Below are 25,210 nucleotides of genomic sequence, written 5' to 3' on the forward strand. Positions count from 1 at the left end.
GCGACGCATCCGCTCGGGCCGAGCGCCCCGAGGAGCAGGAGCGCGGCAGAGGCGCCCAGGCGGGCGGCGCGCGACGCGCGGAAGGAGCTGGCATGTGTCTGAAAAGCGCTATCGTTCGGCATCGAACCTTCCCTGAGAGACGCTCCGCGCCGCGCGCGAGGGGCGGCGACGCGGGCGTGAGGTTTGAGGAAGCACGCCGAGCCAGCCGAGGGGGCCAGCGCTCCGCCGCGTCGTCCGGGCGTGCTCGCGCGGGGCTCTCGCGTGGCTCGACGTCCGGTATCTAGCGAACGGGTGTGCGCCTTCCAGTGCATAGGCGGCATGCGCCTCATGCAGCGCATGCATCTATGCGCGATGGCGTCGAGTCCGGGGGAGGGGAGCGGCGCGCCTCTCGCGCGAGCGCCGGCGCGTGGTCCCTCGGGTGCGCGCGCTCTACAGCGGTCGCATCATGAGCTCTTCGTCGATGTACCGGTCTCCGTCCTTCATCGCGCGCGGGAGGACGCCTGTCGCCTTGAAGCCCGCGCGCACGTAGAGCTCGCGCGCGGCCTCGCTCGTCGCGGAGACGCCGAGGTGGACCTGCTCGACGCCCGGTACCGCTGCGATCCGGGCCAGCGCCGCGTCGATGAGGGCGCGCCCGTGCCCGCGCCCCCGCGCCTCGGGCGCGACGTACATGCCCCACAGGTCGACGCGGTGCCGCGCCTTGCGGTGCCCGTCCCGGTAGAACCCGAGCATCCCGACCAGCGCCTCGCCCTCGAACGCACCGAGCACCGCGCTGTCCGAGGTGTCGCTCTGCTGCCGGAGCCGCGCCACCAGATCCTCGATCGGCCGCGCCTGCTCCTCCTCGAACGTGGTCAGGAACGGATCGGGCTCCTCGCGCAGCGCGCGGAGCCTGAGCGCACGGAGCAGGAAAGCGTCTGCGTCGGTCAGTCGGCGAACGGACATGGTGCCTCTCCCCAGAAGCGCACTGTCAAGGTCACCAGGCTCGTTCCTGGTTCATGAGAGAAAAAAACACAGAGGGCACAGAGGGCACAGAGGAGAGAAAAATAAATTCTTCTCTCTCTCCTCTGTGCCCTCTGTGCCTCTGTGGTTCAAATTCTCTCCCCTCATCTTGCCCACCAAGGAGCCAGGGACGACCTGCGCGTCGCTCAGCGCGCCACGCTAGAACTCGACCATCAGCCCCACCGTCGGATAGATGATGAAGCTGTCGAGATCCACGGCGACCGCCCGCTCCCCGAGCACGGAGAGCTCGCCGCCCGTGAAGATCTCCGCGAGCGTCAGCTCGAAGCCGAAGAACACGTGCTTGTAGCCGAGCGCGACGCCGGCCTGGCCGCCCACGTAGAGCCCGGTGCCGGAGAACGAGGCGATCTCATGCTCGCCCGGGTAACCGGTGAAGGCGGGCAGGTCCACGGTGAGGCCGGCGTCGAACGTCGTGAACATCAGGCGAGGACCGCCCCAGACCCGGTACCACGTGCCCGCCGTCCCGATCTGGACCGGCAGATCGATCTGCCATCGCGTGAAGTCCTCGAGCTCGACGATGCCCAGGATGCTCACGACCGGGAACCCCACCACGTAACGCCCGACCCCGACGCCGGCCGTCAGATCGACGCCATCCTTGTCGCGCTTCAGGAGCTGATAGCGGGTGCCCAGGCGAAACGCGCTGCCGGTGTAGCGGAGGTTGAGCTCCCAGCGATCGAGCGCTGTATAGCCGATCCCGAGGTGCGGCGTGACCGAGGGCGGGTTCAGCGCGAGCGCGCCGCCCGCCTCGAAGAGCGTCTGTCGCTCGCGGTCGGACAGCTCCCGGGACTCCGCGACGTCCGCCAGCACGAGGCCGGCGTCGATGATCGAGGCGATCGCGCCGGTCGGGATCGAGACGTCGAGCCCGAGCTCGGCCTGGACATGGCCCTTCTCGGCCACGTGGGCTGGCTGGAACGTGGAGAGGGCCGGGGCGCAGCCGCACGTCCAGAGGGCGAGGAGCGCGAAGGCGAGCAGGCGCATGGCGTCCCCACGCTACCACGCGCCGCCGGGCGAAAGGCCGCGCTCGCCGGATGCTCACGGCGAGGCGATCGGCCGGCCGGGATCAGTCCCGCCCCTTCGGGCCGCAAGCCCCTCGGCAGCCCTGTCGGCGCCGCGGCCGAGGCGCCTTCCGGGCGCCGCGCCGATCCGGTAGTGCTGGCCCCGGCTCCGCCCGCGTATGCCCCTTTCGACAAGGTCTCCGTCCGTCGCCGAGCGCCTCGAGCGCGCCCTCGAGGTGCTGGTGCCCGCGCTCGACATCGTCGAGGCGCGCGTCGACGAGGGCGCGCCGCCCGCCTGGTGCGAGGCGCGGGGGTGGACGGGCTTCCTCCTCTCGCTGTCCGACGGCGATCTCGCCCGCTGCGAGGCCGAGGGGCTCGCGGCGTGCATCGGCGGGCTCGACGGCGCGCCGCCGAGCCTCGTGGCCCTGGCGCGTGCCGCGGACGAGGCCGCGAGGCTGCCCCGGCGCCCGGTCCAGCCCCTCCCGCCGGCGTCCCTGGACGAGCTGAGGGCGGTCCCGGCGCGCAAGCGGCTCCAGCTCGAGGCCCTGCTCGGCGCCGTGGCGCCGATGGCCGCCCGGGCCCGCCGCCTCGTGGACGTGGGCGCGGGGCACGGGCACTTCACCCGCCTGGCCGCCGCGCGCTTCGACCGCGACGCGATCGGCCTGGAGCGCGAGCCCGATCGCGTGGCGACCGCCTCCGCGCTCGCCGCGGGGGGCCGGGCGCGCTTCGTCGCGTTCGACGCGTGCCAGGAGGCGCTCGCGTTCGCGCCGGACGACCTGCCGGTCGGCCTGCACGCGTGCGGCGAGCTCGGGGACCGCATGGTGACCGCGGCGGCCGAGGCGCCCTGCGACCTCGCGCTGGTGTCGTGCTGCTTGCAGAAGATCGGGGCGCCGGCGCGCGCCCCGCTCTCGGCCGCGGGCTCGGCGGCGGGGCTCGTCCTGCGGCGCGAGGCGCTGGGCCTCACCAACCTCACGGCGCGCCGCGCCGGCGTCGAGGCCAGCCTGGACGAGGAGCTCGCGGCGCGCGAGCGGCGGCACGCGCTGCTCTCGCTGCTCCGCGGCCGCGGGCTCGACGTCGCCCTGGGCGAGGAGATGCGCGGGATCAACCGGCGGCGCGCGCACGGCGGCCTGCGCGAGCTCGCCGCGCGGGCGCTCGCGCTGCGCGGCCTGGCCCCGGCGACCGAGGCCGAGCTCCGCGCGCGCGAGGCGGCGGCGCGCGCGGCGTTCGGCCGCATGCGCCGGCTCACGCTGCCGCGCTACCTCCTGGCCCGGCTCACCGAGGTCACGGTCTCGCTCGATCGCGCGATGGCCCTCCTCGAGCGGGGCCACGAGGTCGAGGCGGCCGTCGTCTTCGAGCCCGAGGTGACGCCGCGCAACATCGCGATCTTCGCGAGCGCGCGGCCGGGAGGGCTCGGGGGCTGATCGGCGCACAAGTGTCCGAAATCAAACGAAATTTCCCTGTTTGCGCCCCTGCGCCTCTGCGCTCCTGCGTTGCAATTTCTCCCCGATCGCCCCGGCCATGAGCGCCCGGAGGCGCCCGGCCTACGGGGTGCTGACGGTGATCTCGCCGAGGAAGGTCCGGCCGTTCTGGCGGCTCGTGGACGAGCGGTAGGTCTCGGCGACCGGGTAGTCGTACCGCGCGTCCATCGCGTTGTAGAGGCCGAACACGTAGCGCGTGTGAAAGCGGCGGATCTCCCCGGAGATCGTGAGATCCGCGACGATCGCCGTCCCCGTCGAGGCGTCCCCGCCGCGGGGGATCCGCCGCGGGGCCTCCACGTTGAGCCGCAAGCCGGCCGAGAGGAGCCGGTCGACCGCCGGGATGACGCCGCGGAACGACGCGAGGTGCTCCGGGACGTTGATGAGCCGCTCCCCGCCCGCGCGCTGCGCGCGCTGGTAGCCGTAGTTCGCCGACAGCATCCACCCCTGCCGCCACTCGCGGCGCAGCTCGACGTCGGCCCCGGCCACGATCGCCGCCGACCTGCTGTTCGCGTAACGCACCACCCCGGGGCTGTCCTCGGTGAAGCTGATGAGGTCCGAGGCGCGGCTCGCGTGGATCGCGCCGAGCGCGACCCACGCGTCGCCGAGGCGCTGCGAGTACTCGATCTCGCCCGAGAGGATCGACTCCGGGGAGAGCCTGAGGCCCCGATCCGGGTCGACGCCGGCCACCTGCGTCTCGCCGTCCGCGTAAAACTGCTCGGAGATGCTCGGGGCGCGGAAGGCACGCCCGCCCATGATCTTCAGGACCCCTCCGGGCGTGGGCCGGACGATGATCGCCGCGCGCGGGACGACGATGGGCTCGAAGTCGCTGTAGGCGTCCACGCGCGCGCCCGCCGACAGGCGCAGCCACGGGGCGGGCGAGCCGTCGGCGATCAGGTAGCCGGCCGCGAAGGCGTAGGTCGCGCGCTTGTCCAGGATCACGGCGGGAGGGTCCAGGCGGACGTTGTGCAGCGTCGCCTCCGGGTGCGTCTGCACCTCGCCGCCCGCCGTGATCCGGAGCCCGGAGAGCGGCGTCCACGCCGCCCGCGCCTCCAGGCCCATCCAGGTGCCGTACTGGTTCTCCGAGACCAGCTCGTCGAACGCGTAATGGCCGTGCCAGACGAAGCGGTTCACGTGGCCGCGCACCATGAGCTGCAGATCGGGCGTGAGCTGCGGCTCGAAGCGCACCTCGGCCATCATGTGCGTGTCCTCGTACCTCGTCCCGAGATCGTTGAGCCGCGTGCCCACGTAGCCGATCGGCACGAGCTGCTCGCGCGTGTGGGCCATCCACTGCGCGGTCAGCGGCCCGTACCAGGCGCGCCCGTACGTGCCGCCGGCCCGGAAGGCCTCGGTGTGCTCGGCGATCTGCGTGCGCGGGCCGTCGCCGGGCTCCCGCAGCGCGACCGGGACGTCGAACCCGTCGGAGCGGGCCGCGGAGACGCTCGCCCGCACGCCCGCGTCCTTGCCGGCGTTGTAGTGGAACCCGGCGCGCGCGTGCCCCACGCTGTCGTAGTAGGCGCCGACCGCCGCGTGCGCGGAGGTGGGCTCGTCGCGCCCGCGCGGGACGAGGTTGACGATGCCGGAGAGGGCGCCCGTGCCGTAGAGCAGCGAGCCCGGGCCGCGGACGACCTCGATGTGATCGACGTCGTGCAGGTCGTCGCGCGCGTCCGAGCCCACGAACGAGGCGTTCAGGGTGTTGTCGTTCGTCGAGTGCCCGTCCGAGAGCACGAGCAGCCGGTTGCCGTAGTCGAGCGGCTCGCCGAGCCCGCGGATCCCGGCCGAGTAGACGACGTGGTCGTTCGAGAGGTAGACGCCGCGCGTGCCGCGCAGCGCCTCGGCGATGGTCGGGTACCCGAAGGCGCGCAGCTCCTCCTGATCGATGACGCTCACCGAGGCCGGCGCGTCCTCCATGCGCTCGAGGACGCGCGAGGCCGACGACACCTCCCGGAGCGGCTCCATCGTGAGGTCGCGCAGCTCCGCCTGCTGGCCCGCCGCCACCTCGATGGTCCGCTCGACGGGCGCGAAGCCACGCAGGCTGACGCGGACGCGGCGCCGGCCCACCGGGACGCCCTGGATCACGGACGGCGTGAAGCCCATGGGCCGGCCGTCGATCTCGACGAGCGCGTTGGGCTCGCCGCCGCGCACGAGGATCGAGCCCGTGAGCGGGCTGAGCGTCGCCGTGACGGGCACGGTCTCGTGCGCGTTGACGGTCAGCGTCTGCGGCGCCGCCTGGTAGCCCGGGCGCGCGAAGTAGAGCACGTGGCGGCCCGGCGGAAGGTCGATGTCGCAGGGGGCGGTGCAGGCGGGCGGCGCGCCCTCGCTGTCGACGTGCACCGTGGCATCGCTCGCGCCGCGCACGTCCACCCGCACCGCGCCGACGATGCGGCGGAGCACGACGAGCACCTCCTTGGTCTGCCCGAGCTTCACCTCGAGGTCGTCCACCGTCATGGTCTCGTGGCCCGCGAGCTCCACCAGGATCCGGTAGCGCCCCTCGGCCAGGGCGAGCCGGCGCGGCGTCTTGCCCCGCACGCCGAGGTCCTTGCGGTCGACGTAGATCCGGGCGTCCGGCGGCGACGTGACGATGTGCAGCACGGCCACGCGCGGCGCGATCCGCTCGAGCGCGGCCCGGACCTCGGCGATGATCTGCGCGTCGGTCTCGCCCTCGAGCGCGTCGTCGTAGTACCGGTGCGCGTCCGCGAAGCGGCCCAGCTCCTCGTACGTGAGCGCGATGTTGAAGACCACGTTGCGGTTCGGCACGAGCCGGTTCGACGCGAGGAAATGCTCGAGGGCGGCGTGGAACTGCCCCTTCTTGAAGAGATCGCGGGCGAGGTCGAAGTGGAGATCGGCCTCGTCGGCCTGGCCCTCGCCGTCGGCGCGGGCGACGGAGGCCTGCAGCAGGGCGCCCACGAGCAGGGGCACCGCGGCGAGCCGCCACCGGCGGGCGCGCGGGGGCCGTCCGGCGCGCGTGCTCGAGGGCTCTCGACGCATGCCGCTAGTTCCGCCCGCCAGGAGTCCGGCCAGGGATCAGCAGAGATTTTAACGCCAAGGCGCCAAGGCGCGAAGACGCAAAAAAATCAATCATTTCATGCATTTTTGCGTCTTTGCGCCTTGGCGCCTTGGCATTGAATCTCTCTTCTCGCGAGGCAGATCCCTGGCAGGATTTCTGCCCGGCGGAACTAGCGGCGCTCGCGCAGGCGCGCCGACCTCGCCGGCGCCGGCTCGCCGCTGGCCGCGGGCTCGCTGGCGGCCGCGGGCTCGCCGCTGCCCGCCGGCAGCGCCGGGCGCGGGCGGGCCGGCCTCGACGACCCCGCGGGCGCGAGCGCCGCGCCGGCCGCGCCGAACCCGCTCGCCGCGACGGCCGCGGGGGGCATGACGGCCGCGGACGGCGGGAGGAACGAGGGCCCGGGGTCGGCGCCCGCGGGCGCCGCAGGCCGGTCCGGCGCCGGCGCGACCGGCGAGGCCACCTCGCCGGCGGGCGGCGCGCCCGCGACCGGCGCCGTCGCGCGTCCCAGCCACGCGAGCGCCGCCGCGCCCCCGACGATCACGAGGAGCGCTGCCGCGACCGCGTGCCGCCATCCATGCCGCCCGCGCGCCTCTGCGCCGCGGCCGCGCTCGCGGGGCTCGGACGGCGCGGCGGCCTTCGCCCGCAGCGCGTCCGGGCGCGTCGCCGTCGTGGAGAACGGGTCGGCCGCGGGCGCCAGCGCGGGCGTCGCCCCTGGCGCGCTCGTCGCTGCCGGCGCGGGGGCGGCCGCGGTCACCAGCGCGACCGTCGCCGCCGGGACGGACGCCCGCGCGGGCGGCAGCGACGGCGACCGCGCCGTCGCCGGCGCGACGTCGACCGCGGACGCCTGCGTGGGCGGCGACGACGACGTGGGCCTGTTCGGCCGCTCGATCGCGACGCACCGGGAGGCCGGCGCGGCGTCGCGCGGTCCGGTCAGGGTCTGGGCGTCCTCGTCGACGGCCCTCGGGCGGTCCGGTGGCGGCAGCGCGTCCGCGGTCTCGCCCCCCATGGCCCTGCGCAGGATGCGGGCCGCCTTCCGGCGCGCGGACTCCGACCCCAGCGGCTCGAGCAGCGCGACCAGCTCCGCGACCGTCTGGGGCCGGCGGTCCGGGTTCTTCTCCAGGCACATCAGGATGACGCACTCGAGCTCGACCGGGATCTCGGGCCGGTGCGCGCGCGGCGGCACGGGAGGGTCGGTCACGATGCTCACGAAGAGCGCCGACACGGACTCGGTCTCGAACGGCAGCCGCCCGGTCAGGAGCTGGTAGAGCGTCATGCCGAGCGCCCAGATGTCGCTGCGGGCGTCCACCGTCCGGGTGCTGCGGATGTGCTCCGGCGACATGTAGCGGGGCGAGCCGAGCACCACCGACGACGCGGTCAGCTTGGCGTTCGCGCCGAGGACGCCCGCGTCCGACGCCTTCGAGATGCCGAAATCGAGCACCTTGATCAGGGCCGCGCCGTCCTTGCGGCTCGCGAGGAAGAGGTTGCCGGGCTTGAGGTCGCGGTGGACGATCCCGAGCGCGTGCGCCTCGGCGAGGGCCTCGCAGGCCTCGATCACGTAGCTCACCGCCTGCTCCGGGGGCAGGGGGCCGCGCGTCTCCAGGAGCGCCTCGAGGTCGATGCCGTTCAGGTACTCCATCACGAAGTACGGCAGCTCGTCGTCGGTGTGCCCCACGTCGATGACGCGCGCGATGTGCTCGCTGGCGATGGCGGCCGCGGCCTGCGCCTCGCGGAAGAAGCGCTCGACGGCGCCGGGGGTGGTGCGCCCCTCGGGGAGCAGGAACTTCAGCGCGACCCGGTGGCGCAGCGAGACGTGGTGCGCCGCGACGACGAGGCCCATGCCGCCGCGCCCGATCACCCGCTCGACGCGGTACTTGCCGCCGATGATGTCCCCGATGCGCGGAATCCTGCGCCACGAAGCCGGTTCCGCCGCTTCCCAGCCTGCTTGGGCCATCGACCGATGAGTATACACCAGCCCCCCCGGCCCTCCGGCACAATCTCGCCCCGATCCCACCCGCGCCGGCGCCGTGTGCGACATGTTCGCTCTCGACCCCACCCGCGCAGTCGGCCGGCGCGCCAGGCGAAGTTTTGCGCCGCGCGCCCAGGGGAGATGCGCGGCGGGCGCCGCGCGCCGCTGCGCGTTGCTATGCTGGCGCGCCGCCCTCGGAGAGGTCTCATCATGCATGAATTCACCGCGACTGGCCCGCTCGTCGGCGGCGCCCTCATCGGACTCAGCGCGTCCCTGCTCCTCCTCTTCAACGGGAGAGTCGCCGGCGTCAGCGGCGTGCTCGGAGGGCTCCTGTTCCCGTCCCGGAGGCCTGGAGACGCCGCCTGGCGCGCGGCGTTCCTGGCTGGCCTCCTCCTCGGCGGCCTCGCGCTCGCGGCCGCGCACCGCGGCGCCTTCCCCGCCGTCGATGGCGCTCGCTCGATCGGCCTCGTGGCCGTCGCGGGGCTGCTCGTCGGCTACGGCGCGCGGCTCGGCAACGGGTGCACGAGCGGCCATGGAGTCTGCGGCCTGAGCCGCCTGTCGGTCCGGTCGCTCTGCGCCACGATGACGTTCATGGCGACCGCGGCCATCACCGTGTACGTCAGCCTGCATGTGCTCGGAGCGGCGCGATGAGGCAAGTCGCGCTCGCGCTGCTCGCCGGCGCGCTGTTCGCCGTGGGGCTCGGCGTCTCCGGCATGACCCAGCCGTCCAGGGTCATCGGCTTCCTCGACGTGGCCGGCGACTGGGACCCGAGCCTCGCGTTCGTGATGGTGGGCGCGATCTCGGTGCACTTCCTCGCCTACCGCGTCCTTCGCTGGCAGGAGGGTCGAGAGCGCGCCGGGGCCGCCCGCGCGCCGCGCTTTCCCCTGCTGGCTGACCGCATGGACGTCCCGACCCGCACCGACCTCGACGCGCGCCTCTTCGCCGGAGCGGCGCTGTTCGGCGTCGGCTGGGGGCTCGCGGGGTATTGCCCCGGGCCGGCGCTCGTCTCGCTCGCGACCGGCTCGCGCGCCGTCGTCGCCTTCATCGCGGCCATGGCGGCCGGCATGGCGATCGAGCACTTCACCAGGGCGAGGGCCCAGCGCGATGAAACGGCGCGATGAAACAGCGCGATGACAGCGCGATGAAACGGCGCGATGAAAGCGCGATGAAACAGCGCGATGAAAGCGCGATGAAACGGCGCGATGAATCAGCGCGAGAGGAGCGAGGGGACCCAGGGCGAGAGCCAGCGCCAGCGCGACGCCGCCGACCGCGACCGCGGTGACACCGTACGTTCAAGCCAGGTCGCCCTTGCGGCGCAACTGGGCGCCATGTAATGCTCGACGCCCGGTGCCCGCTGCTGGCCGCGATCGTCCGCGGTCTGGTCGACGAGAGGCTTCGGCCTTCACCAATGCTGGGAGAGCGCGCCATGAGGATGTCACTCGGCCCCTTTCTGGGGGCGACGGTCGGTCTTTGTCTGCTATCTGCCTGTGTCGAGCCGGTCGGCTCGACCGGGCTCGCTGCCAGCGAGGCCGCCACGGAGAGCGAGCTCGGGGCGGCCGCCGAGGACCAGCCATTCGAGGTCTGGGCCATCGACCAGTCCAACACGAACGGACTGGCGTACGGCGGCACGGTGTACATTTACAATGGCCAGGGCCTCGTGGGCGCCTCCGGGGTCAATCCGGCCGCCGCGGAGGTCATCGACCTCGGGGACGAGACCGCGGCGCTGTGCTTCGCGCAGACCGGCGCCAATCCGGTGCGGCCGCACATGCTCTTCTTCAACGCCGCGCACACCCACGCGGTGCTGTCCTTCGTGGCCAGCGGCCACGTCGCGATCTTCGACGCCGAGACCCGCGCGCCGGTCGCGTGCCTCCGCTCCTCGCCGGGCGCGGACGGGGCGCGGCAGGCCCACGCCGCGGTGCCGGCGCCGGACGACTCGTACATCCTCGTGGCCAACCAGAACGGCAAGCTGCTCGAGCGGATCGCGACGGACTACGCCGCGGGCACCTTCGCGTGGGATCAGGACGCGACGCTCGACCTGACGAGGTGCATCGCGCCCAGCGGGGATCCCTGCCAGTTCCCGCACATCCGGCCCGACAACGCGCCCATCTGCCCGATCATCGACGCCACCGGCACCCACGGCTTCATCACGCTGCGCGGAGGCGGCCTGTTCGTCGTCGACCCCGCGGCGACGCCGATACAGATCGTGGGCGAGTACGACGCGACCACGGTGCACGGCAACGGCTGCGGCGGCGTCGAGGCCGGAGGCTCGATGTTCATCGACTCCGGCGGGGGGACGGCGGCGAACCTGGATCAGTTCGACCTGTACCGGTTCCCGCTCACCGGCTACGCGGCGACCAACGCGGCCAACACCCCGCCGCCCGAGGTGGTGTTCACCGACCCCTCGCCGGACCGCGACGCCCACGGCACGCTGCTGACGAAGCACGCGCGCTCCGTCTGGGTGCTGGACCGGATCCGGGGCGTGGCCGAGGTGTTCGACGTCGCGACGAACGCGCGTACGGGGACGGTCGACCTGAAGGGGCCGTACTCGAGCGATCCCGCGCCCGACCTGATGGACATGTCGCCCTCGGGCAACCGCATCTTCGTGACCTTGCGCGGTCCGACGCCGCTGAGCGGCGACCCGCACGCCTCGGTGGGCAGCACGCCCGGCGTCGGCGTCATCCACGTGACCGCGAACGGGCGCAGCGGCAAGCTCAAGGCCATCACGCCGATCACCAACAAGGATGGCTCCGGCGTGGAGCGGGCCGATCCGCACGCGATCCGGGTGCGCCGGCTCTGAGCGCGCCGCGGCCGCCGGGGCGCTCGGAGCCCCGTGCCTGGCCAGCGCGACGGCCGCCCGGGTGCGCCCTATTTGCGGTGCTCGTCCTGCTCGACGGCGGCCGCGCCCTCCTTCGTCTCCCAGAGCCGCGCGGCGATGGCTTCCTTGATCCACGCGAGGTGTCGCGCCTCGTCTCCGCGATTGCGCTCGACGACGGCGCGCGCCTCGCCCGGGAGCTCCATCTTGAGCGCGGCTTCGTACATGTGATTCGACAGCTCCTCGTTGCCGAGCATCGAGAGGAGCGCGCTCCTGTCGCCTCGGCTCGCGATCGCGGTGAACCCCTCGATCAAGAACCCCTTCAGATCGCGCTTGATCTTCGGCTCCTCGCCGCTCGCGCGGACGATCTCGGCGAGATCGTTGATGTGCTGCTGGTGATCGTCCTGGAAGCCCTTGAGCTTCCGGCGGATCTCGGAGACCTCGCAGGCGTCGAGCGCCTGCTGGTACGCGAGCACCGCGTCGGCGTCGAGCTGGATGAGGTCGTTCAGCTTGTTGACGGCAGTCTTGTTCATGCGGGCGCCTCCCGCGAGGCAGGATGAGGCACGCCGCGGAGGAGGCCTACCGGGCAGTTCCTGAATCTGCGCGGGCGCCGCGGAGCGAGCACAACCAGATGTCGTGAGCGGCGTACGCGGGAGTCGAGCTGTTGTGTGCCGGGCGGAAGGCGCCGAGGGCGCGACAGGCCTGTGATCTGGAGGGGGCTGACGACGGCGCGGCTATCCGGATCGCCGGAACAGGTTGAGCAGCCGGCGGAGCAGCCCGGGTTTCTTGGCCGGAGCGCTCGCCGTCGCCTGCTCCTGACCGCGGCGCGCGGACCTGGGCGCGGCGTCGGCGGGCGCCGCCGCGGCAGCGTCGCGGGTCTTGCTCGCGGTGGCGGAAGGCTTGTTGTTCGAAGCGTCGCGGGGCTTGCTCGCGGCGGCGGAAGGCTTGTTGTTCGCGGCGCCGCGAGGCCTGTTGTTCGCGGCGTCGCGAGGCCTGCTGTCCGCGGCGTCGCGAGGCCTGCTGTCCGCGGCGTCGCGGGCGACGTCTGCGGCTCGATGCGCGGCGCGCTCCGCCGCCCCGTCCGGCGCGGGCTTCGCTGCCTTCTTGCCGGACCGCGCCTGGACCTTGGCCTTCATCGCCTCCTTGGCGGTGAGCGCCGGCTTCTTCTTCTTCGGGAACGCGGCGCTCGGCGGAGGCACCCACGCTGTCTGCTGGCGCGGCTCGGGGGCCGCCGTCGTCTCCGGTTCCGGGGGGGGCGGCGGAGCCGGCGCCTCGGCGCGCTGCGGCTGTCGGGACGCCTTGCGGGCGGCGCTGGGCGCTCCGGCGGCAGGGGCGGCCTTCGCCTCGGCGGGCGCCGCACCGGTGCCTCCTGCATCGCTCCGGGCGGCGGCCCCTGCGGCGGGCGCGCGGCGCTCCCGAGAGGCGGATCCCGGCGCGGCACGCGGTCCGGGCGCGCGGGCCTGGGAGGCGTCGTCGGCGCCCTCGGCGCCTGCCCGGCCGTGCTGCGCCGCCCCCTCCCGCGGCGCCCTGGTCCGTTCCGTCGAGCGCCGCTCGGCAGCTCCACCGTCGCGCGCCTCGCGCTCGGCAGCTCGTCCCTCGCGCGCTCCGCGCTCGGCAGCGCCGCTGTCGCGCGTCCGGCGCTCGCTCGCTCCGCGCTCGGCGGGACCGCGCTCGCGCGCCCCACGGTCGCCCGGTCCGCGCTCCCCGGAGGCCGCCGGGCGTCGCGCCGGGGCCTCCTGCGCGGGCGGCGGCGTGCGCGGCCGCCTCATATCGATGACCCTCCGCGGCCGCGTGCCAGCGGGCGCTGCGGCGGCGTGCGCCGCGTCGGAAGCCGCCGTGCCGGCGGGCGCTGCGGCGGCGTGCGCCGCGTCGGAAGCCGCCGTGCCGGCGGGCGTCGCCGCGGCCGTTGCGCCCCCGGCCGCCGCCGTGGCGTCGCTGGACGAGGCCTCCGCGGCGCCCTCCGCCGCCTCACCAGCGGCGTCCGTCGCCCTCTGGTGCGGCGCGCGCTCGGCGCCGGGCTCCGCGCGTTCCGGCTGCCCCTCCTCGTTGTCCGCTGTGTTGTGCTCGACCATGGGCCTGCTCCATAGCGTTGTCCGGGGCTCCGCGAAACCGGATCCCTCGCCCGCTCGGCTCGAGCCCGGGGTGCTCTCGGCTCATCCCCATCATCACGGGCGCTCGTGCTCGCGCGCGAGCGCCTGGAAGCTCTCCTCCACGAGATCGAGGAGATCCTCCGTCGCGCCGCGGGCGATCCAGGCGTCGATCGCACATTGCATGACCGCGATCGCGCAGCTGGCCAGCACCCGCGGCGCGAGGTCGCGCTGCGGATCCAGGTTCATCCGCGCGGCGAGCGGCTCGCAGATGGCTTCCGCGCAGTGGCCGAGCCGCTCGCTCTGCCTCGCGCGGACCGCCGGCGTCTTCGAGACGAACCGCTGGACGGCGACGAACCGCGGCAGGTTCCCCTCGTGGAGCTGGCCGAGCGTGTCCCGGATCGCGTTGCGCAGCGCGACGAGCGGCGGCTCGCCCGGAGGGCGCGCGCCGACCGACGCGCGCGCCACCTCGATGAGCTGATCCATCCAGGCGATGAGGAGGTCTTCCTTCGACTCGAAGTAGCGGAAGAACGTCCTCCGCGAGATCTCGACCGCTCCGAGCACCTCGTCGAGCGTCGTCTGCTCGTAGCCATTCTTCAGGAAGAGGTCGATCGCGGTCTCGATGATCTGCGCGCGCGTCCGCTCCTTCTTCCGCTCTCGGAGCCCCGGGGCCTGGCCCTCTGCCATGCGGCCAGGCTACCACGCGCAGGATCCGGGTGCCCCTCCTTGACAAATGCTACTCAGTGGCACATTCTTCCCCCTGTCGCTGCTTCCTGCCGATCTCGGGCGAGGGAGCGCGGCTTCACAGGGTCGGAGTCCATCCAGGGCCGTCCCCTCGGGCGGCGGCCGAGGCCTCGGCGCGGCCATCGCGAGCATGGGCCCTCGCGCGCGGGCGCATCGCCGGAGGCCGCTTTGCAGCGGATACCGACGTCACCACCGCCGCGCGCGGGTCGGCTCGCGCGATCCGCGCGCCCAGGGCCGTTGTCCGCCGAACACGCGCGGGGAGCCGGCCTCACAGGAGCCATGATGAACACCAGGGAACACGACAAGGTCGCGCTCATCACGGGCGCAAACCACGGCATCGGCCTCGAGCTCACGCGCCGTTTGCTGTCGGAGGGCTTTCAGGTCATCGCGCTGAACCGGTCGGCGTTCTCCGAGGACGATCCGCTGATCCGGGAGAGCCTCGATCGCCGGAGGCTCCGTGTCCACAGGGCGGATCTGTCCGATTTCGAGGGCCTCGGGCGCGCGCTCGGCGCGATCAGGGCGACCGAAGAGAAGATCGATGTGCTGTTCAACAACGCCGGCGGCAGCGTCCCGGAGCTGACCTTCTCCAGGCAAGGCCGTGAGCTGCACTTCGAGGTCCAGACGGTGGTGCCCTACATCATCGCGATGGAGCTCAGAGATCTGCTGCGGAGGGGGACCCTGAAGACGGTCGTGAACACCTCCTCCAACGCGTTCGATACGACGAGGCGCTTCGATCCCGACGCCCTGGAGCGCCCGGCGTCGTTCAAGCAGCTCTTCGGCCCGTACGCGACCTCCAAGCTCGCGCTCTCGCTCTGGACGCGTGAGGTGGCGCCGCTGCTCGAGGGGGACGGGATCGAGATCCGGAGCGTGGATCCAGGGGCCAACAACACGCTGAGGAAGGGGAAGCGGTCGGGGCTGCCGTTCTACGTGGAGCCGCTGATGAGGTTTTTCTTCCCACCCCCGAGCCAGGGCGCTTCGCGGCTGTACGAGGGCGCGTTCGGCGCGAACCGGGGGCTCTCGGGCGTCTACCTGAGGAAGGACCGCGCGATGGATCTCCCGTTCCGAGAGCACGGCCCGAGGGTGCTGGAGAAGGTGCGATCCATCCACGAGCGGGAGTTCGCCGCCCGCTGAGCTCTCGCGTTCCTGCGAGCAACAGTGAGCCCGGGACCGCCTTTGGCCCTCAGCGCGCGCCGGCGACGGCGCGCCACCAGGGGGTCGGCGCGTCGATGTGCTCGGGCTCGATGGCCGCCCCGATCTGCGGCGTCACGACGCGCGCGCCGCGCTCGGCCGCCACGGAGAGCAACGTCTCGGCCGGCTCGTCCCAGTCGTGGAGGGCGAGGTTGAACGTGCCCCAGTGGACCGGCAGCAGCGTGCCGCCGCCGAGCATCTGGAACGCGATCAGCGCGTTCTCGGGGCCGAGGTGGATCGTCCCCCACGCGGGGTGGTACGCGCCGACCTCGAGCATCACCAGGTCGAAGGGGCCGTGTCTCCGGCCGATGTCCGCGAACTCGGGGGTCAGCCCGGTGTCGCCGGAGAAGAAGACCTTGCGCCGCTCTGCCTCGATGACCCAGGAGGCCCAGAGCGTCTTGTTGCCGCTCGTCGGCCCGCGACCCGAGAAGTGCTGCGCCGGCGTCGCGGTGAAGCGAAGGCCGCCCACCTCCGCGCGCTCGTGCCAGTCGAGCTCGGTGATCCGCGCGGGGTCGACGCCGAGCGCCTCGAGGTGCGCCCCCACGCCGAGCCCCGTGACCACGGGGACGCGCGTGCGGGCCAGCGCCTCGATGGTGGGAGCGCAGAGGTGATCGAAATGGTCGTGCGACAGCAGGACGGCGTCGAGCGGCGGCAGCTCCCCGAGCGTCGCCGGGACGGGGTGGAAGCGCGCCGGGCCTGCGAACGAGACGGGGGAGGCGCGCTCGCCGAACACCGGATCGGTGAGGACGCGGCGGCCGTCGATCTCGAGCAGCACGGTGCTGTGGCCGAGCCACGTGACCCGCAGGCCGGTCGTGCTCCGCCGCGCCCAGGTCTCGTGAGGCCGCGCGAGCGGCAGCGGACCGGGCGGCGACCGCCGGCCGCGACCGAAGAAGTACTCGCCGATCACGGGCAGCGCGCCGCCCTTCATCGCCGGTCCGGCGCCGGACGGGTTCTCGAACCTGCCGCCCCTGAACTGAGCGGACGCGCGCGCCCGCTCGATCCGGAGCCCCTTGCGACGCTGAGAATCGTTCATGAGGGGACGACCTCCTGCCGGGCGCGGCGCCTGGCGAGCCAGAGTCCGAACGTGACGGTGACCAGAGCGGCGCCCATGCCGACCCACGCCGACGGGGGGGCGTCGCGCAGGGCGTTGAAGACACGTTCACCGAAGTACGCAGTGGCCAGCAAGGGAAGGGTATAACCGGCCAGCGAGCCCCAGAAATGGGTGGAGAAGCGCACCCCGGAGACGCCGAAGAACACGTGGAGCATGGGCGGCATCCAGAGCACGAGGCGGAGCATGAACACCGTGAAGAACGCCCGCCGCCTGAGCGCCTCGTCGTAGGCGCGGAAGCGCGCCGGCACCCGCTTCGATACCCAGTCGCGGGCGACGAAGCGAGCGAAGGAGAAGCCCACGACGCTCGCCGCCATGGTGCCCGCCATCGAGAGCGCGAACGCCACCGGCCAGGGCCAGATGAGCGGCGCTGCCAGGATGAACACCGTACCCGGCACGCCGAACGGCTGGAGCGCGGCGTACGCCGCCACGAACGCGACATACCCCCACGGCCCGAGCTCCACGAGCGCCTGCTTGATCCGCGCGGGCTCGCCGAAGATCTCGAGCAGGCCCGCGCGCTGGGCGGCGGCGAGGAGCGCGATCACCGCGGCGACAGCGCCGATCTTCGCGCCCCGGAGGGCGCCGCCGGCCGCCGCCGGACCGGGCAGGGGCGCAGGCGGCGAGGTCCCGGCCGGCTCGCCGGGGGAAGCGGCCGCGCCGCCGGGCGGGAGCGCGAGTTCGGGCAGAGGATCCGGCGGGCGCACCGCACGAGCTTTACGACCGGTGACCAGTTTGTCAAGTGTCGTGTTGACAGGATGGACCCGTCGTGTCAATTTTGGTCATCGTGAGCGAGACGAGCGCCGCCGACAGGCCCGCCGACGAGCGCCGCCGCAAGCTGATGGACGCGGCGCTGACGGTGTTCCTGCGCTTCGGCTTCCGGAAGACGTCGATGGACGAGGTCGCGCGCGCCGCGAACGTCTCGCGACAGGGCCTCTACCTCCACTTCGCCACGAAGGAGGAGCTCTTTCGCGCGTCGGTGGCGTACTTCCTCGACTCCTCGCTGGCCGCGGTGACGACCGCGCTCGCCGCCGCGGAGCGCCCCCTGGAGGAGCGGCTCGTGGCCGCGTTCGACACGTGGACCGGCCGGTTCGTGGGCGCGTTCGGGGCCGACGCGGCGGACCTCGCGGCCGTTACGAAGGATCTCGTCGGCCCCCTGGCCGCCGAGCGGGAGGGGCAGTTCATCGAGGCCGTGGCGGACGCCCTGCGCGCCTCCGGGCTCGTGGCCGCCTACACGCCCGCGGGCGTCACCGGGCGCCAGCTCGCGGACACCCTGTACGCCTCGGCGCGCGGCCTGAAGCACAGCGCCGCGACGCGCGAGGATTTCGTCGAGGCCATGTCCGTCGCCGTGCGGGTGATGTGCCTGCCGCAGCGGGAAGAGCGAGAGAAGCGGACGAAGAAAGGGCCGGCGGGCCTCCGCCCCGAGGGCGGCCGGCCGCGCAAGGCGCGCGGCGCGACGCGATGACGAGAGGCGGCGAGCTCTGCTGGGGTTGCGTACTGCTGTCCTCCTCTGCGGTCAGGATGAGGACCGAGGTCGCCATCACGGCCCCGAGGGCCCACGGCGCCTGCCGGCGAGGAGCGCAGCCCTCACCCAGGGCCGGTCAAACGATGTTCTGGCAGGACGGACGCTGAACCGCCGCGTTCACTCCGCGGCCTGCGCCTCGGCGTCCGCGCAGCAGCGGAAGCCGGCCTCGTAGCCGTAGTCGTCTTCCTTGTGGAAGGTCGTCATCGGACGGCACTGGCTGCGGATCGGACCCCACCAGCCGCCCTTGAGCCCGCTGCGGTAGGGGGCCTTCTGGTCGGTGCGCACCACCCACTCGTTGGCGTTGCCGTTCAGATCGAAGACGCCTGCCCACGAGGCGCACGCCGCGCGCGAGCCGGCCGGCTCGCGGCCGTCCAGGCGCGAGAGCTCGGCGGCGCACCGCTCGTTCTGCTGGCACGCCTCGTAGTGGAGCAGCCGCTGCGAGTGGTCCGGAAAGCGGTAGTCGCGGTCCTGATTGCACGTCTCGGCGTTCCGCTCGTAGCCGTACACGTACGGCAACATCTCGGGGCCCTCGCAGGCGAAGTTGAACTCGGCCTCGGTGCACAGCCGCTTGCCCTGCGCCTCACAGAGGTCGGCGGCCTGCTCCCACGAGGTCAGCGTGCGCGGCAGCTCGCCCGGAACGTTCGGGTACTCGTACCGGTCCATACAGAACGAGAGACTCTCGGTCTTCTTGGCGACGCACCGCGACGGCTCACGGAAGCGCAGGCACCGCGCGGCCACGCCCGGCTCGCCGTGGCGCTTCGTCCATTCGGGGTGGTACTCGAGGCATTCTTGCACCACGGCGGGGCAATACTCGCCTTCCACCCGCACCATCCCGCCGGGGCAGCCCTCGGTCGCACCGGGCAAGTCGGCCGGCGCCTCGGTCGCTCCGGGCGCGGTGGCCAGCGCGTCGGTCGCACCGGGCACGTCGACCGGCGCGTCGGTCGCACCGGGCAAGTCGACCGGCGCCTCGGTTGCGGTGGGATCGTCCAGCGTGGGATCGGCCAGGGGCCCGACGGTCTCCGTCTGCGGAGACGCGACCTGCCGAGGGCCGGCCATCTCGCCCGGAACCTCGCGGATCTCGACGGTCCGGGTGTCGCCGTCTTCCGTGTCCGACTGGCTGCCGCAGCTCGAGGCCGCGACGCCAAACAGTGTCATTAGTACTGTGAAGCCCAGGGTTCGCACGTTAACCTCTTCCCACGTTTGCCTACATCAGCGTACATGCGTGGGCCAAGAACTGAACCGAGCTCGCCTTGATCGTCCCGCGAGCGTCGGGAGCTGGCTGGAAAGATTGCAAGATCTCGGCCTGCTGCCGTGCCCGGTGATATCGGGACATAAGGCTGCTTTCCGCGGCGTGGGCCCGCCGGTGTGGCCGCCGACTGGCCAGCTGGCCGGCCAGCGCGTGGCCGCCTCGGTGCGCCGCCCCGCGCGCGCAATGCTCGCGAGCCCTGCGTCTTTTCTGCGCGGTTGGCTGGCCGGAGCTCGTCGCGCAGCGCGCAGCAATGCGCTGCGCGGGGGAGCCGGAGCTCGACGCGCTGCGCGGCGCGGAGGACCGAGCGACGGCTGGACTGAGGCGCTGTGGGTCGGGTTCTCGACCGGGAGGTGATCGCCCTGCCGCGCTGGCGTGGCCGGTCGGCCACGCCGGAGCGGCTCGGGGCTCCGGCAAGCCGGCCTGGCGCTCAGCCCTGGCCGGCTTGCCCCGCTATCCGGTTACTCGCCCAGGTAGGGGACGAGGTTGACGGTCTCGCGGTCGATCTGGTGAATGCCGTAGCGGCCGGCCGCGAAGATGACCTCTTCCCCGCTGACCACGAACCGCTCGGGCCAGCCCCAGAGGGAGAAGAACGCCTGCGCCTTCGGCGCCTCGGGCTGCTCGAGGGAGATCGCCAGCGCGCCGCCAGGCACCTCGAAGAAGGCGCGCATGTCGGCGGTGTTGCGCAGCGACGCCCACGACGCCATGCGGACGGTCGAGAGCATCTCGAACTCGGGGACCGCGGGGTCCTCGTTCTCCGTCTCCGGCGGCGGAGGCGGCGTCTCCCCGGCGGCCCAGGGCCCGAGCGTCGTCAGCTTCTGGTTGGGATCCCAGCCGTAGTACCACCCGTACGCCGGCTGCCAGATCAGGCCGTGAGTCAGGACGGGCAGCCCGCGCCCGTCGATGGAGATCGTGTTGACCCGGCGGTTCGGGAAGCGCTGGTACTCCTTCAGGTATGCGAGCCCCTCGTGCAGCTCGAGCCGCGCGATCGCCGTCTCGATGAACTGGTCGCCCCACACCCGGTCGTTCGAGTAGATCGATGTGCCCTGGATCGCGAGGATCTCGCCGGGCACGTTGATCCCCGGATCGATCGCGGGCTGCGACGGATCGGTCAGGTCGAGGTGCGTGAGGAAGTACTGCGTGTGCGGGCGCGGGTCGTCCGGCGCCCCGATCGAGCGCTTGATGTTGAAGTAGAGCTCGCCGTTGTCGTTGAGCACGTTGACCGTCTCGCTGTCGTCCGGCAGCGCGACGGTCGGCGCGAGCGTCGGGTTGTCCGGGTCGGAGAGATCGACGACGTTGATCTCGATCTGCGCCCAGCTCCGGCGCGGCACGTACTCGTAGCAGTACGTCGAGGTCACGTTCGGGATGTCGTCCCGACCGATCTCGATCGGCGTGCAGGTCGTGTCCGCGCCGGGGTGGTCGGTGCACTCGGCGAACCCGCCGTTGCAGTACTCGTCGCCGCCGATCTTGCGGCACATCCGCTCTCCGGCGACGTACGTGCAGCCCTCCTGCCCGAAGCAGCCCGGCTGGCCGATCGCGCTCGTCCGGCAGCCCCAGCCGACCCCGAGGTCCTCGCTGTGGCCAATGACGCGCAGGAAGGCGAGGGCGTCGCGCGCGGGGTGCACGGTCTGGAACGACCGGGACCCGTTGTAGTAGGCGGACATCGCGGGGAGATCGCTCGTGTCGAGCGTGCCCGCGCGCCGCGGCGCCGTCGGATCGGACAGGTCGATCACCTCGACGTGCGTCACCTTGCCGACCCAGTTCTCGAAGGTGGTGGTGAGGGACACGAGCAGGTCCCCTACCTGGTGGATCTGGGCGTTGAGCGGCAGCTCGAAGCTGGCCACCGGCTCCACGAGCTGGGTGAGCCCCGTGGTCGGGACGACCTCCGCCTTGAGCTTCCGGCTCTCGGGCGGGTTCCAGTAGAGGTCGTAAGGCACCTTGATGCGCACGCGGTGATCGCCGAAGGCGAGGACGCGCACGTAGTCGGGGGCGAGCTCGAGCCGCCCGAGCTTGTCCGGGGTGTCGAGCGCGTCCTGATCGTAGAGGGTGAGCTCCTCGTCGGACACGTTCGCCGTGGCCTCGTCTCCCGCGCGGAAGGTGCGGCGCACGGGGGTGCCGTGCTCCATCACGCCGCGGCGGGTCAACGTGGTGCCCGAGAAAGTGAAGATCTGCACGCCGGAGAACGGCCGCCAGGTGTTGTCGACGTTCCTGCTCGCGGAGAACGGGAGCAGCACGAGGCCTGTCTCTGCCTCTCCGGTCGGCGCCACCGCGTCCACGGCGTTGTCGAGCACGGTGAACGCGCGGTGGTCCCAGTCGGCCTCGGACCAGCTCCAGCCCTCGGCGCCGCTGTCGACGTTCGCGCGCGCGATCAGGGGCGTCGGGTTGGTGAGGTCGGTGATGTCGTAGAGGCTGGCTGCGAGCTGGCGGCCGTTCGCGTCGTCCACGCCGATCCCGATGAGGCGGGTCGCGCCGAGGACGGGGCGGAAGAAGTTGTTCCACCCGGACACGATGAACTCGCTCTCCTCGGTGATGTTCCCGTCCGGATCGATGGAGAAGGCGTGGAACGGGTCCTGGCGCCGGTAGGTGACCGCGAACGCGCGGTCGTCGAGGAAGACGGCCCCGTAGAGCGACTGCTCGGCGCCGAAGTCCTCGCTGTCGATCGACACGGGGTTCTCGGGATCGGTCGCGTCCCACGTCTCGAGGTAGCTGGGCGTTCCGTCGGCCCACCTCGGACCGGAGAAGACCCGCAGCATGTTGTCGCGGAAGTCCATGTGGAACTGGGAGCGCACGTAGCCCGCCGCATTGACGCTGCCGCGCTCCACCATGGACCCGTCGCGGTTCGAGATGTCGATGATCGAGATCTCGCTGGGCTCTCCGGACCAGCCGAAGTTGTTGCGCGCCACGAGGAGCACGTCCGCCTCGGCGTGGATGGCGGTCACCGTGTCCCCGAGCTCGATCTCGTTGCGCTCGATCAGCGCGTCGACGCCGACATCGAAGCTCCTGACCAGGGTCTTGTTCTCCCACTGGAAGTGCCCGGGGGAGATCTCGACGAGCTCCGATCCGTTCGAGGCGACGTAGAGCGAGGTCGCTGTCTCGCCGCGGGCGAGGCGGCTGGTCGAGATGGCCCCGGTGACGGGGTATTGCGACAGGAGCTTGGGCGCGGTGCGATCGGTGATGTCGATGAACAGGACGTTTGCGCCCGTCCGCCGCTCCACGGTGAGGCCGTCGGCCTTGAGCTGGTAGCCGGCCCAGTCGTTCAGGAGCACGACCGCGCGATCGCCGACGACGTACATCTCGACCGGGGTGCCGGCGATCTGCATCTGGCCGAGGAACTGCGGGCTCGACGGGTCCTGGATGTCGATGACCTGGAGGCCGCGGTAGGGGTTGAGGTTGAGGAGCTGCCCGTTGCCGAGGACGCGGTAGATGTCGCCCTCCTCGAGCTCGCGGGCCTCTTCCTCCTCCTCTTCTTCCTCCTCCTCTTCCTCTTCTTCTTCCTCCTCCTCGCCGAGGTAGCCCTCGGTGAAGGGATCGTCGGCCGAGACGAACTCGGTTGGCCCCTCGGGCGTCTCGGGGTCGGGGTCGGGGTCAGGGTCGGGGTCGGGGTCGGGGTCGGGCTCCTCCTCGTCGGGCGGGTTTTCGTTCTCCTCGTCGTCTGGTCCCGGTTTTGGCGGGATCTGCTCCTCCTCCTGGGGCTCGGGTTTGTTCTCGTCGCTCCCGCATCCCTGTCCCAACAGCAACAGGAGCGCGGCCATCACGCTGGCCTGCGCTGACAGCACGCCTCTCGCTAGCGTTCTCTTCGCCACTGCCCACTCCTCCCTAGTACCTCGCGCGAGGTACGGAGCCTGCGCACATCGATGTGTCCTACACGGTTCAGCCGCGGTCAGAACGTCCCCGTCCAAGGACGACGGCGCCCCGACTCTCCGGTGAGCGGTCGAGGGCGCGTCCGGCACGGCGCAGCCCGCGATCGGGTCGGTCCTCGCGGGTTCGCGCTACCATGGACCGTGAAGTTGCATCGAGCGGATTATCCACCTTCCGGATGGGCCGCTCAATGCGGAATGCGCTGAAGGAACGAGAGAAGACGCGGTTCTTCGCGCGACATACAGCCGTCGCGCCTGGTCGGAGCGGAGCGCCGGGGGCTCACACGAGGACCCGTCTGCCTACAGCGCGGGCGGCGCCGGGGTCCGTCTGACGCGAAGCGACGACGACTCGGGGGCATCCCCTGCGCCGGCCGGCCCTGTTTCGTTGCAAGGGCCAGCCAGTCCGCTGCAAGATGGCCCGGACGCACGACGTCACGCGCCGCCCGGCGTGGCCTTCCAGGCAGCATCCGGCGCCACCCGGGCAGCGCGCGCGACGTTCAACTTCACTTCTGGAGGCAGCGGCGACAGCGATGACCAACGAACCGACCTTCATCGAAAACCCCGTGCTCCGGGGCTTTCATCCGGACCCCTCCATCCTCCGGGTGGGGGAGGACTACTATATCGCCACCTCCACCTTCGAGTGGTTCCCGGGCGTGCGGCTCCACCACAGCCGCGATCTCCGCCACTGGAGGCCCATCGGCCATGCCCTGGACCGCCGCTCCCAGCTCGATCTGCTCGGGAATCCGCGCTCGGGGGGCGTCTGGGCGCCTTGCCTCACGCACGCGCGCGGCGTGTTCTATCTGGTCTATACCGACGTCAAATGCTGGGGCCGCGGCTTCGTGGACGCGCACAACTACGTCGTCACCGCCAGCCGCATCGAGGGGCCGTGGTCCGAGCCCATCGCGCTGAACCGCGGCGGCTTCGATCCCTCGCTGTTCCACGACGACGACGGACGGATGTGGCTCGTCAACATGGTGTGGGACCACCGCCCCGGCAACGACCAGTTCCCCGGCATCGTGATGCAGGAGTTCGACCTGCAGCAGCGCCGGCTCGTCGGCGAGCGCCGCTGGATCTTCCGCGGCAGCGGACTCGGCCTCACCGAGGGGCCGCACCTCTACCGGCGCGGGGACCACTACTACCTCCTCCTCGCCCAGGGCGGCACCAGCTACGAGCACGCCGTGACCCTGGCGCGCTCCCGCCGCATCGAGGGGCCCTATGAGGTCGACCCGAACACCCCGCTGCTGACGTCTCGCCACGACCCGAGCCTCGAGCTGCAGAAGGCTGGACACGGCTGCCTCGTCGAGACGTCGACCGGGGAGTGGTACCTCGTCCACCTGTGCGGGAGGCCGCTCCCGGGCGAGCGCCGCTGCATCCTCGGCCGCGAGACGGCCCTCCAGCGGGTGCGCTGGACCGACGACGGATGGCTCGCGCTCGACGGGGCAAGCAGCCCGCGCTCGCCCGCCGTCCGCGTGCCGGCGCCCAGGCTGCCGGCCGACCCGGTCGAGGCGCCGCCGGTGCGGGACGACTTCGACAGGGGGTCGCTCGGCGTCCACTACCAGACGCTGCGCGACGTGCCCGACGAGAGCTGGGTGTCGCTGCGCGAGCGCCCCGGCCACCTGCGCGTCCGCGGCCGCGAGTCGCCGCAGTCGCTGCACCGGCAGAGCGTCGTCGGGCGCCGCATCCAGTCCATCCGCTGCCGCGTCGAGACCTGCCTCGAGTTCGAGCCGACCTCGTTCCAGCAGATGGCCGGGCTCATGTGCATGTACGACGACGAGAACTTCTTCTACGCGCTGCTGAGCCACGACGAGCGCGTCGGGCGCTCGGTCGCGCTCCTGGGCAGCGAGCTCGGGAAGCTGACCTGGCTCGCGCGGCCGCTCGCCGTCTCGGCCCCGCGCCTCCACCTCCACTTCGAGCTCTCCGGCAAGGATCTCCAGTTCTCGTGCTCGCCGGACGGTGTGCGCTTCGACGCGCTCGGGCCGGTGGTGGACGCGTCGCTCCTGTCGGACGAACGCGCCTCGCTCGGCATCGGCTTCACCGGCGCCTTCGCCGCGCTGTGCGCGCACGACCTCACGGGCCAGAGCCTGCCCGCCGACTTCGACTACCTCGACTACGAGGAGCTCCCGCAGGGCCGCTGAGCGCGGCCCTCTGCTCGACCCGCCGTCGCCCTCGTCGCGGTCTCGCCTGGCGCCCTC

General features: G+C 72.4%; 18 protein-coding genes. 7 read left to right on the forward strand and 11 right to left on the reverse strand.

What is annotated here, in order from left to right; translation table 11 throughout:
• Positions 1 to 429 precede the first annotated feature (429 nt).
• Entirely contained in the window at positions 430 to 939 is a 510-nt protein-coding gene (locus WME76_RS06740; RefSeq protein ID WP_437959363.1) for an N-acetyltransferase family protein, read from the reverse strand.
• Between the two features lie 216 nt (positions 940 to 1,155).
• Positions 1,156 to 1,992, reverse strand: coding sequence for a hypothetical protein (locus WME76_RS06745; RefSeq protein WP_437959364.1), 837 nt, complete (start codon positions 1,990 to 1,992; stop codon positions 1,156 to 1,158).
• A 196-nt stretch (positions 1,993 to 2,188) separates the two neighbouring features.
• On the opposite strand from WME76_RS06745, the gene WME76_RS06750 reads away from it, so the two are divergent.
• On the forward strand, positions 2,189 to 3,430 hold the full coding sequence (locus WME76_RS06750; protein ID WP_437959365.1) for a methyltransferase: 1,242 nt from the start codon (positions 2,189 to 2,191) through the stop codon (positions 3,428 to 3,430).
• A gap of 120 nt (positions 3,431 to 3,550) precedes the next feature.
• On the opposite strand, the gene WME76_RS06755 is transcribed toward WME76_RS06750, so the two are convergent.
• Positions 3,551 to 6,472 carry a TonB-dependent receptor domain-containing protein gene (locus WME76_RS06755; protein WP_437959366.1) on the reverse strand — a complete coding sequence of 974 codons (2,922 nt, stop codon included), beginning with the start codon at positions 6,470 to 6,472 and terminating at the stop codon, positions 3,551 to 3,553.
• A 188-nt stretch (positions 6,473 to 6,660) separates the two neighbouring features.
• On the reverse strand, positions 6,661 to 8,439 hold the full coding sequence (locus tag WME76_RS06760) for a protein kinase domain-containing protein (RefSeq protein WP_437959367.1): 1,779 nt from the start codon (positions 8,437 to 8,439) through the stop codon (positions 6,661 to 6,663).
• Positions 8,440 to 8,664: 225 nt separating this feature from the next.
• On the opposite strand from WME76_RS06760, the gene WME76_RS06765 reads away from it, so the two are divergent.
• The 3 genes from WME76_RS06765 to WME76_RS06775 all read left to right on the forward strand — a co-directional run bounded on the left by WME76_RS06765 (position 8,665) and on the right by WME76_RS06775 (position 11,251).
• Positions 8,665 to 9,105, forward strand: coding sequence for a YeeE/YedE family protein (locus tag WME76_RS06765; protein ID WP_437959368.1), 441 nt, complete (start codon positions 8,665 to 8,667; stop codon positions 9,103 to 9,105).
• Entirely contained in the window at positions 9,102 to 9,575 is a 474-nt protein-coding gene (locus tag WME76_RS06770; RefSeq protein WP_437959369.1) for a DUF6691 family protein, read from the forward strand. Before WME76_RS06765 ends, WME76_RS06770 begins: the two co-directional genes overlap by 4 nt.
• A gap of 305 nt (positions 9,576 to 9,880) precedes the next feature.
• The gene (locus WME76_RS06775) at positions 9,881 to 11,251 is read left to right on the forward strand and encodes a hypothetical protein (protein ID WP_437959370.1); all 1,371 of its coding nucleotides are present in this window, start codon (positions 9,881 to 9,883) and stop codon (positions 11,249 to 11,251) included.
• A gap of 68 nt (positions 11,252 to 11,319) precedes the next feature.
• Here the strand turns inward: WME76_RS06775 and WME76_RS06780 are convergent, their stop codons facing one another.
• The 3 genes from WME76_RS06780 to WME76_RS06790 form a co-directional block, all read right to left on the reverse strand.
• Positions 11,320 to 11,799, reverse strand: a complete 480-nt coding sequence (locus WME76_RS06780) for a DUF2383 domain-containing protein (RefSeq protein WP_433935260.1) — start codon at positions 11,797 to 11,799, stop codon at positions 11,320 to 11,322.
• Positions 11,800 to 12,000: 201 nt separating this feature from the next.
• Positions 12,001 to 13,338 (reverse strand): hypothetical protein, encoded by a 1,338-nt coding sequence (locus tag WME76_RS06785; RefSeq protein ID WP_437959371.1) that lies wholly within the window; start codon positions 13,336 to 13,338, stop codon positions 12,001 to 12,003.
• 93 nt (positions 13,339 to 13,431) lie between these two features.
• The gene (locus tag WME76_RS06790; protein WP_437959372.1) at positions 13,432 to 14,040 is read right to left on the reverse strand and encodes an acyl-CoA-like ligand-binding transcription factor; all 609 of its coding nucleotides are present in this window, start codon (positions 14,038 to 14,040) and stop codon (positions 13,432 to 13,434) included.
• A 339-nt stretch (positions 14,041 to 14,379) separates the two neighbouring features.
• On the opposite strand from WME76_RS06790, the gene WME76_RS06795 reads away from it, so the two are divergent.
• Positions 14,380 to 15,228 carry an SDR family NAD(P)-dependent oxidoreductase gene (locus tag WME76_RS06795; protein WP_437962083.1) on the forward strand — a complete coding sequence of 283 codons (849 nt, stop codon included), beginning with the start codon at positions 14,380 to 14,382 and terminating at the stop codon, positions 15,226 to 15,228.
• 49 nt (positions 15,229 to 15,277) lie between these two features.
• Here the strand turns inward: WME76_RS06795 and WME76_RS06800 are convergent, their stop codons facing one another.
• Together WME76_RS06800 and WME76_RS06805 are read right to left on the reverse strand one after the other, a co-directional pair.
• A complete protein-coding gene (locus tag WME76_RS06800; protein WP_437959373.1) occupies positions 15,278 to 16,318 on the reverse strand; it encodes an MBL fold metallo-hydrolase in 1,041 nt (346 codons plus the stop codon).
• Positions 16,315 to 17,097 carry a TVP38/TMEM64 family protein gene (locus WME76_RS06805; RefSeq protein WP_437959374.1) on the reverse strand — a complete coding sequence of 261 codons (783 nt, stop codon included), beginning with the start codon at positions 17,095 to 17,097 and terminating at the stop codon, positions 16,315 to 16,317. The genes WME76_RS06800 and WME76_RS06805 overlap by 4 nt, the downstream gene beginning before the upstream one ends.
• 62 nt (positions 17,098 to 17,159) lie before the next feature.
• Between WME76_RS06805 and WME76_RS06810 the strand changes: the two genes are divergently transcribed.
• Positions 17,160 to 17,855 carry a TetR/AcrR family transcriptional regulator gene (locus tag WME76_RS06810; RefSeq protein WP_437959375.1) on the forward strand — a complete coding sequence of 232 codons (696 nt, stop codon included), beginning with the start codon at positions 17,160 to 17,162 and terminating at the stop codon, positions 17,853 to 17,855.
• A gap of 177 nt (positions 17,856 to 18,032) precedes the next feature.
• On the opposite strand, the gene WME76_RS06815 is transcribed toward WME76_RS06810, so the two are convergent.
• Positions 18,033 to 19,070, reverse strand: a complete 1,038-nt coding sequence (locus tag WME76_RS06815) for an SUMF1/EgtB/PvdO family nonheme iron enzyme (RefSeq protein WP_437959376.1) — start codon at positions 19,068 to 19,070, stop codon at positions 18,033 to 18,035.
• A gap of 552 nt (positions 19,071 to 19,622) precedes the next feature.
• A complete protein-coding gene (locus tag WME76_RS06820) occupies positions 19,623 to 22,937 on the reverse strand; it encodes a beta-propeller domain-containing protein (protein ID WP_437959377.1) in 3,315 nt (1,104 codons plus the stop codon).
• A 611-nt stretch (positions 22,938 to 23,548) separates the two neighbouring features.
• Here WME76_RS06820 and WME76_RS06825 point away from each other — a divergent pair.
• On the forward strand, positions 23,549 to 25,153 hold the full coding sequence (locus tag WME76_RS06825; protein ID WP_437959378.1) for a glycoside hydrolase family 43 protein: 1,605 nt from the start codon (positions 23,549 to 23,551) through the stop codon (positions 25,151 to 25,153).
• Positions 25,154 to 25,210 lie beyond the last annotated feature (57 nt).

The organism is Sorangium sp. So ce119 (assembly GCF_051524405.1).
GTDB classification, from domain to species: domain Bacteria; phylum Myxococcota_A; class Polyangia; order Polyangiales; family Polyangiaceae; genus Sorangium; species Sorangium cellulosum_G.

Excerpts from the sequence above, each read along its gene's own strand:
- WME76_RS06755 (WP_437959366.1), bottom strand. The coding sequence starts at position 6,472 with ATGCGTCGAGAGCCCTCGAGCACGCGCGCCGGACGGCCCCCGCGCGCC.
- WME76_RS06765 (WP_437959368.1), top strand. The coding sequence starts at position 8,665 with ATGCATGAATTCACCGCGACTGGCCCGCTCGTCGGCGGCGCCCTCATC.
- WME76_RS06745 (WP_437959364.1), bottom strand. The coding sequence starts at position 1,992 with ATGCGCCTGCTCGCCTTCGCGCTCCTCGCCCTCTGGACGTGCGGCTGC.
- WME76_RS06770 (WP_437959369.1), top strand. The coding sequence starts at position 9,102 with ATGAGGCAAGTCGCGCTCGCGCTGCTCGCCGGCGCGCTGTTCGCCGTG.
- WME76_RS06780 (WP_433935260.1), bottom strand. The coding sequence starts at position 11,799 with ATGAACAAGACTGCCGTCAACAAGCTGAACGACCTCATCCAGCTCGAC.
- WME76_RS06740 (WP_437959363.1), bottom strand. The coding sequence starts at position 939 with ATGTCCGTTCGCCGACTGACCGACGCAGACGCTTTCCTGCTCCGTGCG.
- WME76_RS06775 (WP_437959370.1), top strand. The coding sequence starts at position 9,881 with ATGAGGATGTCACTCGGCCCCTTTCTGGGGGCGACGGTCGGTCTTTGT.
- WME76_RS06760 (WP_437959367.1), bottom strand. The coding sequence starts at position 8,439 with ATGGCCCAAGCAGGCTGGGAAGCGGCGGAACCGGCTTCGTGGCGCAGG.
- WME76_RS06795 (WP_437962083.1), top strand. The coding sequence starts at position 14,380 with ATGAACACCAGGGAACACGACAAGGTCGCGCTCATCACGGGCGCAAAC.
- WME76_RS06825 (WP_437959378.1), top strand. The coding sequence starts at position 23,549 with ATGACCAACGAACCGACCTTCATCGAAAACCCCGTGCTCCGGGGCTTT.
- WME76_RS06815 (WP_437959376.1), bottom strand. The coding sequence starts at position 19,070 with ATGACACTGTTTGGCGTCGCGGCCTCGAGCTGCGGCAGCCAGTCGGAC.
- WME76_RS06750 (WP_437959365.1), top strand. The coding sequence starts at position 2,189 with ATGCCCCTTTCGACAAGGTCTCCGTCCGTCGCCGAGCGCCTCGAGCGC.
- WME76_RS06790 (WP_437959372.1), bottom strand. The coding sequence starts at position 14,040 with ATGGCAGAGGGCCAGGCCCCGGGGCTCCGAGAGCGGAAGAAGGAGCGG.
- WME76_RS06785 (WP_437959371.1), bottom strand. The coding sequence starts at position 13,338 with ATGGTCGAGCACAACACAGCGGACAACGAGGAGGGGCAGCCGGAACGC.
- WME76_RS06800 (WP_437959373.1), bottom strand. The coding sequence starts at position 16,318 with ATGAACGATTCTCAGCGTCGCAAGGGGCTCCGGATCGAGCGGGCGCGC.